Origin of the sequence: Rhizobium sp. J15 (assembly GCF_002531825.1) — a bacterium.
In the GTDB taxonomy this organism is placed as follows: Bacteria; Pseudomonadota; Alphaproteobacteria; order Rhizobiales; family Rhizobiaceae; genus Rhizobium.
Genome location: NZ_NWSX01000013.1, coordinates 1 through 14596 on the forward strand (window position 1 = coordinate 1; position 14596 = coordinate 14596).

The window sequence follows — 14596 nt, forward strand, 5'->3', positions numbered from 1 at the left end:
CCCCAGCGGGGAGAAGGTGCCCGTTAGGGCGGATGAGGGGGCGGCACGGCAGGTCATCAAATCCGATATTGTTTCTCGCTCAACGCACGAAACGTCGCTTCGCTCCGCCCCCTCATCCGACCCTTCGGGCCACCTTCTCCCCGCTGGGGAGAAGAGGGAGCAAGCTGCGATCAAATCACACCCAGCTCCCGCCCAGCCTCCGCAAAGGCCGCAATCGCCCGCTCCACATCCGCACCGGAATGCGCCGCCGACATCTGCGTGCGGATACGGGCCTGCCCCTTCGGCACGACGGGGAAGGAGAAGCCGATCACATAGATGCCCTTCTTCAGCATCAGCCCCGCCATGTCCTGGGCCAGCTTGGCGTCGCCGAGCATAACAGGGATGATCGGATGGCCTTCGCCGGCGAGCGTGAAGCCGAGCCTGGTCATCTCGCGGCGGAAGAGATCGGCATTGTCGGAAAGGCGCTTGCGCAAGGCGTCGCCGTTCTCGATCAGATCGAACACTTTGAGAGAGGCGGCGGCAATGACGGGCGCCAGCGTGTTCGAGAAGAGATAAGGCCGCGAGCGCTGCCGCAGCCATTCGACGATCTCGGCTTTCGCCGAGGTATAACCGCCCGCAGCGCCGCCGAGCGCCTTGCCGAGCGTGCCGGTAATGATGTCGATCCGGCCTTCGACGCCGCAATATTCCGGCGAACCGCGGCCGTTCCTGCCCACGAAGCCGACCGCATGGCTGTCGTCGACCATCACCATGGCGCCGTATTTCTCGGCGAGATCGCACACGCCCTGCAGATTGGCGATGATGCCGTCCATCGAGAAGACGCCGTCGGTGGCGATCAGCTTGAAACGGCTGCCTTCGGCCTTCTTCAGCTCCTCTTCGAGGGCGGCCATGTCATTGTTGGCGTAGCGGAAGCGCTTGGCCTTCGAAAGCCTGACGCCGTCGATGATCGATGCGTGGTTCAGCGCATCCGAGATGATCGCGTCCTCCTCCGAGAGCAGCGTTTCGAAAAGGCCGCCATTGGCGTCGAAGCAGGAGGAATAGAGGATCGTGTCCTCCATGCCGAGGAAGGAGGAAATACGCGCTTCGAGCTGCTTGTGCTCTTCCTGCGTGCCGCAGATGAAGCGCACCGAAGCCATGCCGTAGCCGTAGCGGTCGAGCGCCTTCTTGCCGGCCTCGGCCAATTCCTCGTTGTCGGCGAGGCCGAGATAGTTGTTGGCGCAGAAATTCAGCACCCGCTCGCCGCTCGAAATCGCGATTTCACCCGCCTGCTTGGAGCTGATGACCCGTTCGGACTTATAGAGGCCGGCATCCTTCAGCGCCGAAATCTCGGCGCGGAGATGGGAGAGAAATGGCGAGGTCATGGGCGGCCCTTCCTGATGTTTTTTATAGCGTCCGGGTTAGCATATCGCCGCAGGCTTGTCTTCTTTCAGCGCTCGACGGAGGGCGGCCGACGCGCTCAACCGTCTTGTGCCAGGATGATCTCCAGAAAGGCATCGCCGTAACGCTCGAGCTTCGCCTGGCCGACGCCTGAGATGGCGAGCAGCTCCTTGCGGCTGCGCGGCCGCTCCGTCGCAAAGGCGATGAGCGTCGTATCGGGGAAGACGACATAGGGCGGTACGCCGAGCGATTTCGCGATCGCCATGCGCTCGGCCCGCAGCGCCTCGAAGAGAGTGTTATCTGCGCCAGAGAGGCCGGATTTGCGTTCGCTGCGCTCCGCCTTCTTCGTCCGCCGCTCCGAGGCCGGACGGTCCTTGCGGAAGAACACCTGCCGCTCATGCTTGAAGACGGCGCGCGCCTCCGGCTCCAGCTTCAGCGCACCGTAGGCTTCGTGATCGATGCGGATCAGCCCCATGGCGAGCAGCTGGCGATAGACCGATTGCCATGTTCGCGCCGGAATATCCTTGCCCGCACCGAAGACAGGCATGTCGACATGGCCGAAACGCTCGGTCTTCTCGTTGACGTTGCCGACGAGCACGTCGATGACATGGCCGGCGCCGAAGCGTTCGCCGGTGCGGTAGACGGCGGCCAGCGCCTTGATCGCCGCTTCCGTTCCCTCCCAGGTCTCGACCGGTTTCAGGCAGGTGTCGCAATTGCCGCATTGGCCGGCATGCGCCTCGCCGAAATGGGCAAGGATCGCCTGCCTGCGGCAGGAGGCGGTCTCGCAAATCGCCAGCAAGGCGTTGAGCTTGGCGCGCTCGACCAGCTTGATCTCGTCAGCGGCGTTGCCCTCGTCGATCATCCGGCGGCGCTGGATGACGTCGGCCATGCCATAGGCCATCCAGACCTCCGACGGCAGGCCGTCGCGGCCGGCGCGTCCGGTCTCCTGATAATAGGCTTCCACCGAGCCCGGCAGGTCGAGATGGGCGACATAACGCACGTTCGGCTTGTCGATGCCCATGCCGAAGGCGACGGTAGCGACCAGGCAGAGGTTTTCCTCCTTCAGGAAGGCATCCTGATTGGCATCGCGAAGCGCCCGGTCCATGCCGGCATGATAGGGCAGAGCACGAACCCCCTGCCCGTTCAGCCAGTCGGCCGTATCCTCGACCTTGGCGCGCGACAGGCAATAGACGATGCCGCTATTGCCCTTGTGGCCGGAGAGGAAGCGCAGAAGCTGCTGGCGCGGCTGGTCGCGCTCGACGATCTCATAGGCGATGTTCGGCCGGTCAAAGCTGGTGGTGAAGATCTCGGCATCGTCGAGCCCCAGCCGTTCGATGATGTCGTCGCGCGTATGCGGATCGGCCGTCGCCGTCAGCGCTATTCTGGGCACGCCGGGATATTGCTCGCCGAGCCGGCCGAGCTCGCGATATTCCGGCCGGAAATCATGGCCCCATTGCGAGACGCAATGGGCCTCGTCGATCGCGAACAGCGCGATCTTCTCATTGGCGATCAGCTCGCGGAAACCATCGGTCAGGATGCGCTCGGGCGTGACATAGAGAAGATCGAGCTTGCCCGCCGAAAGCGCGCGGCGGACCTCGACGAACTCCTCGCGCGACAGCGACGAATTGAGCGCGGCGGCGCGGATGCCGAGCTGCTTCATCGCCTCCACCTGATCGCGCATCAGCGCAATCAACGGCGAAACCACGATGCCGACGCCGTCGCGGCAGAGCGCCGGGATCTGGAAGCAGAGCGATTTGCCGGCACCTGTGGGAAAGAGCACCACCGCATCGCCGCCGGCAACGACATGCTCGACCACCTGCTGCTGCTTGCCGCGGAAGGAGGAATAGCCGTAGACCTGCTTTAAGACATCGAGCGGCGCGCGGCCGGCCGAAAACAGCGCGTCGGAAGCGGAAAAGCCCGCATCATTGCGTTCGCTGAGCGGCATCAGTGGTTCGCCGCCCCTTTGACGCGGCCGGAAAGCACGCCGAAGCCGTCGATGATCGCCTCCTGGTTCTCAAGGCGCACGCCTTCCAGATGCACTTCCTGCTGTGCCCGTATCAGCTGAACGATCGCCTCGCCGTCGCCGGCTTCGGTCGCCAGCGCAATCTCGCGTTCGAGTTCCATCTTCTGCCGGCGCAGCGCCTTTGCCCGTTTGTGGAAGGCGAGCGCCTGACGATAGCCCTCACGCGCATCCTCCATCGCCGCCTCCTCGGTCGCCGTCCAGAGCCTCGCATTGCGCACCTGCTGGTCGAGACTCTTGATCAGCGGACCGAAGCCTTCGAATTCCAGCCGTTCGGTCAGATAGTCGCGCGTCAGATGCGGCCCGGCAACGGCAGCCGCTGCCCCAAGCACCGCCGACCACAACCGTTGCAGCTCGCGGCTGTCATATTCGATGGCGGCGATCTCGTCATAATCGTCGATCATCAGCGAGGGATGATTGACGATGGTGAGCGCCAGCACGCTTTCGCGCAGCGCCGTATTGTCCCGATGGCCACGCACGGGGCCTGAGCGGGCCAGCCGGTCGGAAATCAGGCTCGGGCTTTTCGGCCCTGCCTTGCCGGCATTGTCGCGGCCCGCCCGGGAATTGCCGCTGAAACCGCGCCGCTCGCCATTGTTGCGGTTCTGGAACTGCGGCTGGAAGAAGGCGTTCAGCCGGTCGCGGATATCCTGCTGGTAATGACGGCGCACATTCTCGTCGGCGATGACGGCCACAAGCTGCTTCAGCCGCGCCTCGAGCTCGGCGCGTGCCTCCGGGGTGTCGAACTTGCCGGTGTTGATCTCCCGGCTCCACAGCATCTCCGAAAGCGGCTTTGCCTGGCTCATCACCTTGTCGAAGGGCGCTCGGCCCTCATCGCGCACCAGATCATCCGGGTCCTTGCCGTCGGGCAGAAGCGCGAAGCGGACGGAGCGGCCGGGCTTCAGATGCGGCAGCGCCAGTTCGGCGGCGCGATTGGCGGCGCGGATACCGGCGCCGTCGCCATCGAAGCAGAGCACCGGCTGCGGCACCATCTTCCAGAGCAGCTCGAGCTGGTTTTCGGTAAGCGCCGTGCCGAGCGGCGCAACGGCGTTCTCGACGCCCGCCTGATGGAGCGCGATCACGTCCATATAACCTTCGACGGCAATGATGGTACCGGACGCATTGTCGTCCTGGGGATCGCCGCGGCCCGGTCCCTGGATGGCGCGTCGGGCGCGGGCGAAATTGTAAAGAACATTGCCCTTGTGGAAGAGCTCGGTCTCGTTGGAGTTCAGATATTTCGCCGGCGCATCCGATGACATGGCGCGGCCGCCGAAGGCGATCACCTTTTCCCGCGACGAGAGGATCGGGAACATGATGCGGTCGCGGAAGCGGTCGTAGGAGACGGGTACGTTTTCATGAACGACCAGCCCGCAGGCTTCGATCTGCTCCTTGGTGACGCCCTTGCCGGCGAGGAATTCCTTGAGCGCGTTGCGGCTGTCGGGCGCATAGCCGAGGCGGAAGGTCTCGATGGTGCGCCCCGTCAGCCCGCGATCGCGCAGATAGGCGCGCGCCTTGGCGCCATTGGCCGTCTGCAGCTGGTCTTGGAAGAAGGCCGTCGCCATTTCCATGACGTCGATCAGCGAGCCGCGCTCCTTCTCGCGCCTTTCCATGACAGGATCGGCAAGCGGCATCGGCACGCCGGCCATGTCGGCGATCTGCTGCACGGCTTCAGGAAAGCTCAGGCCTTCCAGTTCGGTCAGGAAACGGAAATGATCGCCGGTGACGCCGCAGCCGAAGCAGTGATAGCGGCCCTTGCGGTCCTCGCAATGAAAGCTCGGCGATTTCTCGCCGTGGAACGGGCAGCAGGCCCAATAATCGCCGCGCGAGACGTTGGTTTTGCGCTTGTCCCAGCTGACGCGGCGCGCAATCACGTTCGAAATCGGAACGCGGTCGCGAATCTCATCGAGAAAGGTGTTGGAAAAGCGCATCAGTACCTCTTGGCCAAGCTCCATATAAGCTGCTTTGACGCGCCATGCCACGAAACTTGTGAGGAAAACCCGCTATTCACAGGCAAGTGCACCGATGCCCGGCAGCGTCGGTTTTCCGATCAACAACGCGTTATCGCCCCTGCGACATGGGTGCGACATTATTGTCCTCGGAGACCGGAATTTCGGTTGCGGCGCATATTCCATCGAGAGGCACGAGCTCCCGAAAGGCAGAATTAAAACGTTTTAAAACAGCGGCTTATCAATTTCGCCAATTCGCCGGCATTCTCTTCCGGTCAGCCGCGGATCGCTCATCTCGACGCCTCCCGAACCGCCGTTTTTGGCAATCATTATTTTTTTGTAATTTGAACAAGCCGCCTCCCCGCAATAGGTTCATCTCAACAAAGCGATCCCCGAGCGAAGCACCATCCCTACCCCCGGCGCCGCTTCGCAAGGGTGCCTTTGCAAATACCCTCCGGCTTGGGCCTCGGCCCTGCGTTGCCGGCGGAAGCAAAGAGCAAGAAGGCAGGAGCGCCCCCAGCTCCTGCCTTCTTAAATTCTGGCTTCCCCTGATACAATTTCCCTTTGAAATTAACCGATTATTGACAAAACCGTTGACAGGCGGCGTCGGCATGAAAGATGTATGCGCCGACATCCTGGACCCCTCCAAATGGCCTTCACTGCGGAAAATCTCGCAGCAGACGATCGCTTTCTCGCCGCGATCCTGCATTGCGCCAATCAGATGCTCTCGATCTATCGCGAGAGCCCGCGCATCGCCTCGATTTTCGCCGCGCAGCAACGCTGGCTGATGGCCCATGCGGGCTTTGCCCTTCATTACGGCTATCCCGGCGATGGCAAGAACGGCCTTTATTCCGGCCGCTTCATCGATTTTTCGGTCAGAAACGACATTGCCAGCCGCAACACGGCAGCAGCCTTCATGCAGGAAATGCTGGCCTACCGTTTCCTGCGCCCGGTCCCCGGCCCCGACAAGCGCACGCGCTACCTGGAGCCCACGGAGACCGCCGAAGAGCATTTCACCCGATGGCTCGTCGCTCACATGATGATCCTCGACAGCCTCGACGGCGGCGAACGCGCCGGGAAGGTCATCGCCGATCCATCGGCGATGATGGCGGCGATCCAGCCGCGGATCGCAAAAGCGATCATCGGCAGCCAGGCGGTGCGCAGCCCAGGCCCGACCTTCAACCTCTTCAATTGGGCGAATTCCGGCGGGCTGGTGATGGATTACCTGATCTCGCGTCTTCCGGAATTCCCCAGGGCAGCCGATCGCGTCGTGGTCGGCCCGCTGTCGCTCCGGGAGCTGCGCGAGCAGTTCATGATATCGAACACCCACCTGAAGCGGCTTCTGACGCAGGCATCGAACATGGGAAGCGTCGGCTGGACCGAGCCCTCCCGCAAGGGCGACTTCTGGCTGTCCGGCCCCTTCATCCTGGAATATTGGAATTATCAGGCGGCGAAATTCGCCATCATCGATGCCGCCGCCGAAGCGGTGCTCGGGCCTGCGGTCCTGATCGAACCGCAGGCAAGACGCGTGGTCTAAATCAGTTCAACAGTTCCTTGACGGTCGCCGATGCCTTGGCGAAATCCATCTGGCCGGCATAACGCTCCTTGAGCGCCGCCATCACCTTGCCCATGTCCTTGACGCCGGAAGAGCCCGTCTCGGCGATAACAGCCGAGATATTGGCGCGCACTTCGCTGTCGGAAAGCTGCTTCGGCATGAAATCCTGGATGACGGTGATTTCGGCGCGCTCCTTGGCGGCAAGCTCGGGGCGCGAGTTCTCGTCGTAGATCTTGGCCGATTCGTCGCGCTGCTTCACCATCTTGGCGAGGATCTGCAGAATCTCGTCCTCGCTCGCCTGCTCCTTGCCGGTGCCGCGATTGGCGATATCGCGGTCCTTGATCGCGGCCTGAATCAGCCGGACGGTGGAAAGCCGCTCGGAATCCTTGGCCTTCATCGCCTCTTTCAGCTGGGTGGCGAGTTGATCGCGCAGCATGATCTTTTCTCCTTTTTTGATGCCGCTTCATAAACCACGCTGATGCGGCGGATCAAATAAATTGCGCGATCGGCGCGATAAAGCGCAGGAAAACGGCCATAATCTCGGCTACAAAGATTGACCGTAGGCAATTGCATGGCTATCTACCGCCACCTGCACCAAAATTCGTGATCAGGCCTGAAGCGCGCGGCATTGCCGTGTCCATACGCCTGCGAGATCAAATGGCAGCGAGCGCGGCAACGCGCATCGGCCGCCGGAAACGGGATGAAGATGACCGCGACTGCACCCTGGACAATCGAAAAGCCGACCGCCCTGCTCGTCCTCGCCGACGGCACGGTGATCGAAGGCAAGGGCATCGGCGCCACCGGCAAGGTCCAGGCCGAAGTGGTCTTCAACACGGCGCTGACCGGCTACGAGGAAATCCTGACCGACCCCTCCTATCTCGGCCAGATCGTCACCTTCACCTTTCCGCATATCGGCAACATCGGCACCAATGACGAAGATGTCGAGGACCTGACGCCCGCCGCCCGCCACGGCGCCGTCGGCGTCATCTTCAAGGCCGATATCACCGACCCCTCGAACTACCGCGCCGCCAAGCATCTCGACCAATGGCTGAAGGCGCGCGGCATCATCGGCCTCTGCGGCATCGACACCCGCGCGCTGACCGCCTGGATCCGCGAGAACGGCGCTCCGAACGCAGTGATCGCCCACGATCCGAACGGCGTTTTCGACATCGAGGCGCTGAAGGCCGAAGCCAAGGCCTGGAGCGGCCTCGAAGGTCTCGACCTCGCCAAGATCGCGACCTCGGGCCAGTCCTCGCAATGGACCCAGACGCCGTGGATCTGGAACGAAGGTTATGGCGAACTCGGCGCGGCGGATGCGAAATACCACGTCGTCTGCCTCGATTACGGCGTCAAGCGCAACATCCTGCGCCTGTTTGCCGGCCTTGACTGCAAGGTGACCGTGGTGCCTGCCTCGACAAGCGCCGAAGACGTGCTCGCCATGAAGCCGGACGGCATCTTCCTGTCGAACGGCCCGGGCGATCCGGCCGCAACCGGCGAATATGCCGTGCCCGTCATCAAGACGCTGATCAAGACCGATATCCCGGTCTTCGGCATCTGCCTCGGCCATCAGATGCTGGGGCTGGCCCTCGGCGCGAAGACCGAGAAGATGCATCAGGGTCATCACGGCGCCAACCATCCGGTCAAGGATCACACGACCGGCAAGGTCGAGATCGTCTCGATGAACCACGGCTTCGCGGTCGACTCGAAGTCGCTGCCCGACGGCGTTGAAGAGACTCACATTTCGCTTTTCGACGGCACCAATTGCGGCCTGCGCGTCCTCGGCAAGCAGGTCTTCTCCGTCCAGCACCATCCGGAAGCCTCCCCCGGCCCGCAGGACAGCCACTATCTCTTCCGCCGCTTCATCAACATGGTGCGCGAGAAGAAGGGCGAACCGGCGCTCGCCGAACGCTGATTTGAAGAACTGCCGATTTCGCAAAGGCCTGCTGAACCGCCAGCCACCAACGTGATGCGGAATCTCTTGAATCTTGAAGGCAGCAATGAGAGGAAGGACCGCTATCTGCCGAAGCGGTCTTTTTTCGTTAGCGGAAAAGTCATGCGAGACTCGAGCTGGTCAACGCGTTTTGTGGCGCGTCTGAAGAAGATCGGCACTGAGATCCAGACCGCCGTTCTCGCGCAGCGCATGTCCGTTGATCAAGTCCGTGAACGTGTCGGGATTGGCCTCATCCGCTGTCACAACTCCGGCAGGCCGGCCTTTCGGAAGCCGTCGACAAAGTGGTCTCGTACAGCTGCATCGCGCAGCGGCTGGGAGCTGAGCCAATGGCCGATGGTGAAATGAGGGTGGGCGATCAGAAACAATTCTGCTTCTCGCCGCGCCTCCTCGCGGTGGCCCAACTGCGCAAGCGTAGCAGCCAGGAATTTGCGCGAGTTGGTACGATAGGTGTCTTCCCTGCGAAGGGTGGCTTTCGCCGCCTCATAGTCGCGCGCGGCATATTGCGCCTGCCCAAGATGACAAAGATACCAGCAGGGTGGATGGGGATTGAGCCGCAGGGCTTTTTCGATCTGTGCCAGTCCGTCGGCAATCCTGCCGTCCAGCACGGACACGTCCGACATGGCGGCCCAGGTGTCGGCGTGGTTGGGGTCCAGCTCCAGGGCCTTGGCGAAGGCGGCCTCCGATTCCTCCCATCGCCGCTCATAAGCCAAAATGGTTCCCAGAACGTAACGGCAGCCGGCATCGTTGGGATCGAGGTCGACCGCCTTCTGCGCTGATGTCACCGCCATCCGACGGTTCGGATCTTCGGGCTCGCCGAAATGAGTCCAGGCAAGCCAACGGTTATAGGCGAGCAGACCGAGCGCCTCGGCATATGATGGCTCGAGCTTAACCGCGCGCTGGAGCAGCACATAGGCCTCACGCTCGGTTTGCGGCGACTCTTCCGTCAGGAGACGGGCGCGCACACACAGGTCGTACGCCTCAAAATTCGTCGGCCGATTGCGCGGCGTCGGGATGGTCAGCCGGCCGACGAGGGCTTCAACAATCTTGGCGTTAACTTCATCTTGTAATTCGAAAACATCTTCCACCGTCCTGTCAAACCTCTCGGCCCACACGTGCTGGCCTCCAAGCGCATCGACCAATTGGGCATTGATGCGGACACGGCCCATTGCGCGCCTGGCGCTCCCCTCGAGGACGTAGCGAACGCCGAGTTCCTGGGCGACCAGCCGCACGTCGACCGGCTTGCCCTTGTAGCAGTACACGGAATTGCGCGCGATGACGAACAGGCCAGCCGTACGGGAAAGGTCGGTGATCAGGTCTTCAGTCAGGCCGTCGACGAAAGGCGCATCCGCTTCATCCCCACTCATATTCGTGAACGGCAATACAGCGATCGAGGGACATTCGGGCAGCGGCAATATGCTCTGCAGCGCATCCGGCCAATGCCACACGTGGACTGGGCGCGTCAGGTTCTTCAGGTAGCGTTCGCCTGCGTCAAAGAACCGGTCGTCGATCTTGCCGACGATCTCGCCGTGAACGCTGGCTGAAATGCAGATACCTCCCGGCGCGGCCTGTGTCTCCAAGCGCGCCGCGACATTGACCCCGTCACCGAGGACGTCTGAACCGTCGTCAATGACATCTCCCAGGTTGACGCCGACACGCAAAAGCAGGCGCCGGTCTCCGGAGGCCTCGACAGCAGTGGTGCCCCGTTGCATTTCCAACGCTGCTGCGACCGCGTCCACCGCGCTAGCGAATTCGATCAGGAAGCCGTCGCCCACGACCTTGAAGATGCGACCGTTGTGACGCATCACAGCCGGCTCGATAACGCCAGAACGAAGTTCCCTTAGGTTCGCCAGCGTCGCGACTTCATCTGCCTCCATCAGGCGTGAATATCCCACCACATCGGCAACGACGATGGCGGCAAGGCGACGCTGAAGAGATTGATCCGTCATGTGAGGACAAGCCCAACGACCAAATTAGCAAGTTATTGTTCAACCGCGGGTGAGTCAACAAGTGGTAAGAGGCAGCATCCGATTCCCGGCACTGATACTTCCATATTGACCTCAACCATACTTGAGGAATTACAAACGCCCCGCAGACAGATGATGCAGGAGAGAATGGATGAGCGGAGCTTTCTATCGTGTCGACAAGTTCGTCGTGCCGGCGGCGGCGCGGGAGGAATTTCTCGTCAAGGTGATGATGACCCACAAGCTGCTGGAGGCGCAGGACGGGTTCATCGATCACAGGGTGCTAGAGCAGGTCGCCGGTCCTGGCGAATTCAATTTCGTCACCATCGCCGAATGGGAAAACACCGAGGTCGTCGAGCGCGCGCGGGCAGCCGTCGCGGCCGCCCACAAGGCCGCCAATTTCGATCCCCAGGAGATGTTTGCCCGTCTCGGCATTCGCGCCGATATCGCCAGCTACAAGCCTGTCGCCGCCTAAGGCCGGAAGGCCGGCTCAGGAGCCGGCCATGGCGCCTTCCCGGCGAAGCAGAAGGTAGAAGCGTGCGCAGAGCATGACCGCAGCCGCCGCTAGCCCGACGAGGAAGCCGAACCAGATGCCGATGCCGCCGAAGCCGAGCGGGAAGGCAAAGGCCCAGGCGAGGAAGAAGCCGATCGGCCAATAGGCGATCAGCGCCATGATCATCGGCACGCGCGCATCTTTCAGGCCGCGCAGCAAACCGTTGGCGATCACCTGCAGCCCGTCGACGAGCTGGAAAAGCCCGGCAACCACGATCAGCGGCCCGGCATAGGCAAGCACCTCAGAGGCCTCGGGCGAATTGACATCGAAGAACCAGCTGCCGAGAAATTGCGGCATGGTCGCGAACAGCACAGAGCCAACCGCCGAGATGACGCAGGCGAGGATGACCACCATGATCGAAGCCCGCACCAGCCCAACATGATCGCCCTGCCCATGCGCGACGCCGACGCGCACCGTCGCCGCCTGGCTGAGACCGAGCGGAATCATGAAGGCGATCGAGGCCCATTGCAGGGCGATGCCGTGGGCAGCGAGCTCGATGGTGCCGATATAGCCCATCAAGAGCGAGGCCACCGTGAACAGACTGACCTCGGCAAGCACGGTGACGCTGATCGGGAAACCGAGCCGGATGACCTCGAGCAGCGCATGCCAGTCGGGCTTCCAAAACCGCACGAAAATCTCGTAACGGCGCGTCTCCTCCCGCTTCTGGACGAAAGCGAGAATGAAGAGGAAACCGGCCGCCTGCACCACGACCGACACGATGGCCGCGCCCTCCAGTCCCATCGCCGGAAAGCCGAAATGGCCGAGCACCAGGGCGTAGGCAAAGATCGCGTTCATCACCAGCGTCACGATGGTGACGTTGAGGATGATGCCCGCCTTGCCGATGGCGCTGACCAGCGCCCGCATGACGTTGAAAAGCAGGGCCGGCAGCACGCCGAACTGACCGATCATGATATAGCCGTGGGCGAGCCTGGCCACCTCCGGCTTCTGCTGCGCAAACAGTAAGATCTGTTCCGCATTGAAAAAGGCCGGCTGCACGATGATCCAGAACCCGATCACCACCCACAGACCCATGCGCAGCGACCGGCGCACCGAGACGACGTCGCCGCGGCCATAGGCCTGCGCCACCATCGGAATGACGGCGATGGCAAAGCCCGAACCGAAGATCAGGATCGTGAACAGGAATTGAGCCGACAGCACCATGGCCGCCAACTGCTCGGCGCCGAGACGGCCGACGATCATCACGTCGGTGGTGTGTATGCCGAGTTGGGCAAGCTGCGCGCCGATCAGCGGAATGCCGAGCGCCAGCGTGGCACGGAAATGTGCGCTCCAGCGATTATCGGTTGTCGGCGCAAGCCTGCGCGCGTCGATCGGCGTGTCCATGACACCAGTCCTGTGGTTGGAATCTACGTCGCCGCGCAATCTGCGGCGAAAATATCATTCGGGCTTAGAGGAAAGACCCGCAAAGAACTACCCTAAAACAGGCAAATGATGAAAAATTCATCATCACATCACCATTTCTGATCGATCAACCCGCCGCTTCCAGCGCCTCGGCCGGCCGGCGAACCCGCACGCGGGTGAGGAACACGCCGGCGGCGAGCAGGATGAACAGGGCGGCCGTCAGATAGGGCGCGCCGGCAAAGGTGACCGGCGCCTCCGGCCGCGTGAAATAGCCGAACATCTGCGTGAAGATCAGCGGCCCGACGATGGTGGTGATGCTGCTGAGGCTGGTCAAAGCGCCCTGCAGCTCGCCCTGCGCCGAAGGCGGCACCTTGCCGGCGGCGATGCTGCGCAGCGGCGGATCGGCAACGTTTTCCATCACCGTCGCGACGATGACGACGTAGACCACCCAGCCGTCCCAGGCAAAGGCATAGCCGGTCAGGCCTGCGGCCGAAAAACAGAGGCCGAGCAGCGCCGTCTTCCATTCGCCGAGCAGCGGCACGACGCGCGGCAGGACCAGCCCCATGACGAGTGCTGCGCCGATGCCGTAAATGCCGAGCGACAGGCCGATCTGCCCCTCGCTCCAGCCATAGCGATAGGTCGAGACGAAGGACCAGACCGAGGGATAGACGGCATGCGCCAGGAAGAACAGGAACATGACGAGGCTGACCCAGCCGATGCCGGGATAGTGGCGCATCTGACGCAGCGCGCCGAGCGGATTGGCGCGCTTCCACTCGAAGCGGCGGCGGTTCTTCGCCTCCAGCGTTTCCGGCAGCAAGAAGCAGGCGGCGATGAAATTGAGGAGCGACAGCGCAGCTGCGCCGAGAAAGGGCACGCGCGGGCCGAATTCGCCGAGGAAGCCGCCGATGACGGGGCCGATCGTAAAGCCGACGCCGAAAGCGATGCCGATCAGCCCGAAATTCTTCGCCCGGTTCTCCTCCGTGCTGATGTCGGCGATATAGGCCGAGCAGGTGGCGAAGCTGCCGCCGCTGATGCCGGCAAGAACGCGGCCAACGAACAGCATCCAGAAGCTGGTGGCGATGCCGCAGATAAAATTGTCGATCGCGAAGGTCAGCACCGAAAGCAGAAGGATCGGCCGGCGGCCGAAACGATCCGACAGGTTTCCGAGCAGCGGCGCGAACAGGAATTGCATGGCGGCATAGACGAGCATCAGCCAGCCGCCGTCGACCGCCGCATCACTGACGCTGTCGCCGGTCAGCTGCTCCAGATAGGCCGGCAGCACCGGCATGATGATGGCGATGCCGATAATGTCGAGGAAGAGGATGATGAAGACCAGGAAAAGGCCGCGGCGAACGAATTTCGGGTCAAGCATGATGCATCTCTACAGCCGTTGTTTCTGGAAAGACGATCTCGTCCCCGCAAAAATGACATAGCTCAGAAAGGAAAGTGAAACAATCCGTGAACATTCAAAGTTTTTGATACTGCTCTGCGGGAACTTTATGAGACGCCTCAACCGCAGGCCGCGCGCGCTCCTTTCGCCGCGACCGGCTGACCGAGGCCCTCGGCTCACGCGCGGTATGCGGTATGCTGTCGGCGGACGATTTCAAAGCTCTCGAACGGGCTGTACCGAAGCATGCGGCGGCCGGCGGGCGTTATCCCGAACAGATGTTGAAGCATATTGAAGGCCCTGCCGTGAGGCCCCCTCATCCGCCTGCCGGCACCTTCTCCCCGAGGGGGAGAAGAGATTTGTGGCGGCGTTGCATTCCCATAGAAGCGTTCATAGCAGGAATGAGGCTAACGGCTTGGTCTCTTCTCCCCAGCGGGGAGAAGGTGCCGGCAGGCGGATGAGGGGGCGACACCCACAAACCCTAACCAACCAA

General features: G+C 62.3%; 10 protein-coding genes and 1 pseudogene. 4 read left to right on the plus strand and 7 right to left on the minus strand.

All coding sequences use genetic code 11. The annotated features are described in order from the left end of the window. Positions 1-170: 170 nt before the first annotated feature. The 3 genes from CO670_RS13645 to dnaG all read right to left on the minus strand — a co-directional run bounded on the left by CO670_RS13645 (position 171) and on the right by dnaG (position 5319). The gene (locus CO670_RS13645) at positions 171-1358 is read right to left on the minus strand and encodes a glycine C-acetyltransferase (RefSeq protein ID WP_097590724.1); all 1188 of its coding nucleotides are present in this window, start codon (positions 1356-1358) and stop codon (positions 171-173) included. A 95-nt stretch (positions 1359-1453) separates the two neighbouring features. Next, positions 1454-3319 (minus strand): DNA helicase RecQ, encoded by a 1866-nt coding sequence (recQ, locus tag CO670_RS13650; RefSeq protein ID WP_097590725.1) that lies wholly within the window; start codon positions 3317-3319, stop codon positions 1454-1456. Next, on the minus strand, positions 3319-5319 hold the full coding sequence (gene dnaG, locus CO670_RS13655) for a DNA primase (protein WP_097590726.1): 2001 nt from the start codon (positions 5317-5319) through the stop codon (positions 3319-3321). Before dnaG ends, recQ begins: the two co-directional genes overlap by 1 nt. A 667-nt stretch (positions 5320-5986) precedes the next feature. On the opposite strand from dnaG, the gene CO670_RS13665 reads away from it, so the two are divergent. Next, positions 5987-6874, plus strand: coding sequence for a hypothetical protein (locus tag CO670_RS13665; RefSeq protein ID WP_097590727.1), 888 nt, complete (start codon positions 5987-5989; stop codon positions 6872-6874). A 1-nt stretch (position 6875) separates the two neighbouring features. On the opposite strand, the gene CO670_RS13670 is transcribed toward CO670_RS13665, so the two are convergent. Next, positions 6876-7328 carry a GatB/YqeY domain-containing protein gene (locus tag CO670_RS13670; RefSeq protein ID WP_097590728.1) on the minus strand — a complete coding sequence of 151 codons (453 nt, stop codon included), beginning with the start codon at positions 7326-7328 and terminating at the stop codon, positions 6876-6878. A 270-nt stretch (positions 7329-7598) separates the two neighbouring features. Here CO670_RS13670 and carA point away from each other — a divergent pair, with 270 nt between their 5' ends. Further along, entirely contained in the window at positions 7599-8804 is a 1206-nt protein-coding gene (gene carA / locus CO670_RS13675; protein ID WP_088673730.1) for a glutamine-hydrolyzing carbamoyl-phosphate synthase small subunit, read from the plus strand. A 278-nt stretch (positions 8805-9082) separates the two neighbouring features. On the opposite strand, the gene CO670_RS13680 is transcribed toward carA, so the two are convergent. Further along, entirely contained in the window at positions 9083-10789 is a 1707-nt protein-coding gene (locus CO670_RS13680; protein WP_097590729.1) for an adenylate/guanylate cyclase domain-containing protein, read from the minus strand. Positions 10790-10958: 169 nt separating this feature from the next. Here CO670_RS13680 and CO670_RS13685 point away from each other — a divergent pair, with 169 nt between their 5' ends. Further along, on the plus strand, positions 10959-11279 hold the full coding sequence (locus tag CO670_RS13685) for an antibiotic biosynthesis monooxygenase (RefSeq protein ID WP_097590730.1): 321 nt from the start codon (positions 10959-10961) through the stop codon (positions 11277-11279). A gap of 15 nt (positions 11280-11294) precedes the next feature. Here CO670_RS13685 and CO670_RS13690 read toward each other — a convergent pair whose 3' ends face one another. Further along, a complete protein-coding gene (locus CO670_RS13690) occupies positions 11295-12698 on the minus strand; it encodes an MATE family efflux transporter (protein WP_097590731.1) in 1404 nt (467 codons plus the stop codon). Between the two features lie 145 nt (positions 12699-12843). Beyond that, positions 12844-14088 (minus strand): TCR/Tet family MFS transporter, encoded by a 1245-nt coding sequence (locus CO670_RS13695; RefSeq protein ID WP_097590732.1) that lies wholly within the window; start codon positions 14086-14088, stop codon positions 12844-12846. A gap of 164 nt (positions 14089-14252) precedes the next feature. Between CO670_RS13695 and CO670_RS13700 the strand changes: the two are divergent. Further along, positions 14253-14399: pseudogene (locus tag CO670_RS13700) on the plus strand (aldo/keto reductase); the annotation flags it as partial. Positions 14400-14596 lie beyond the last annotated feature (197 nt).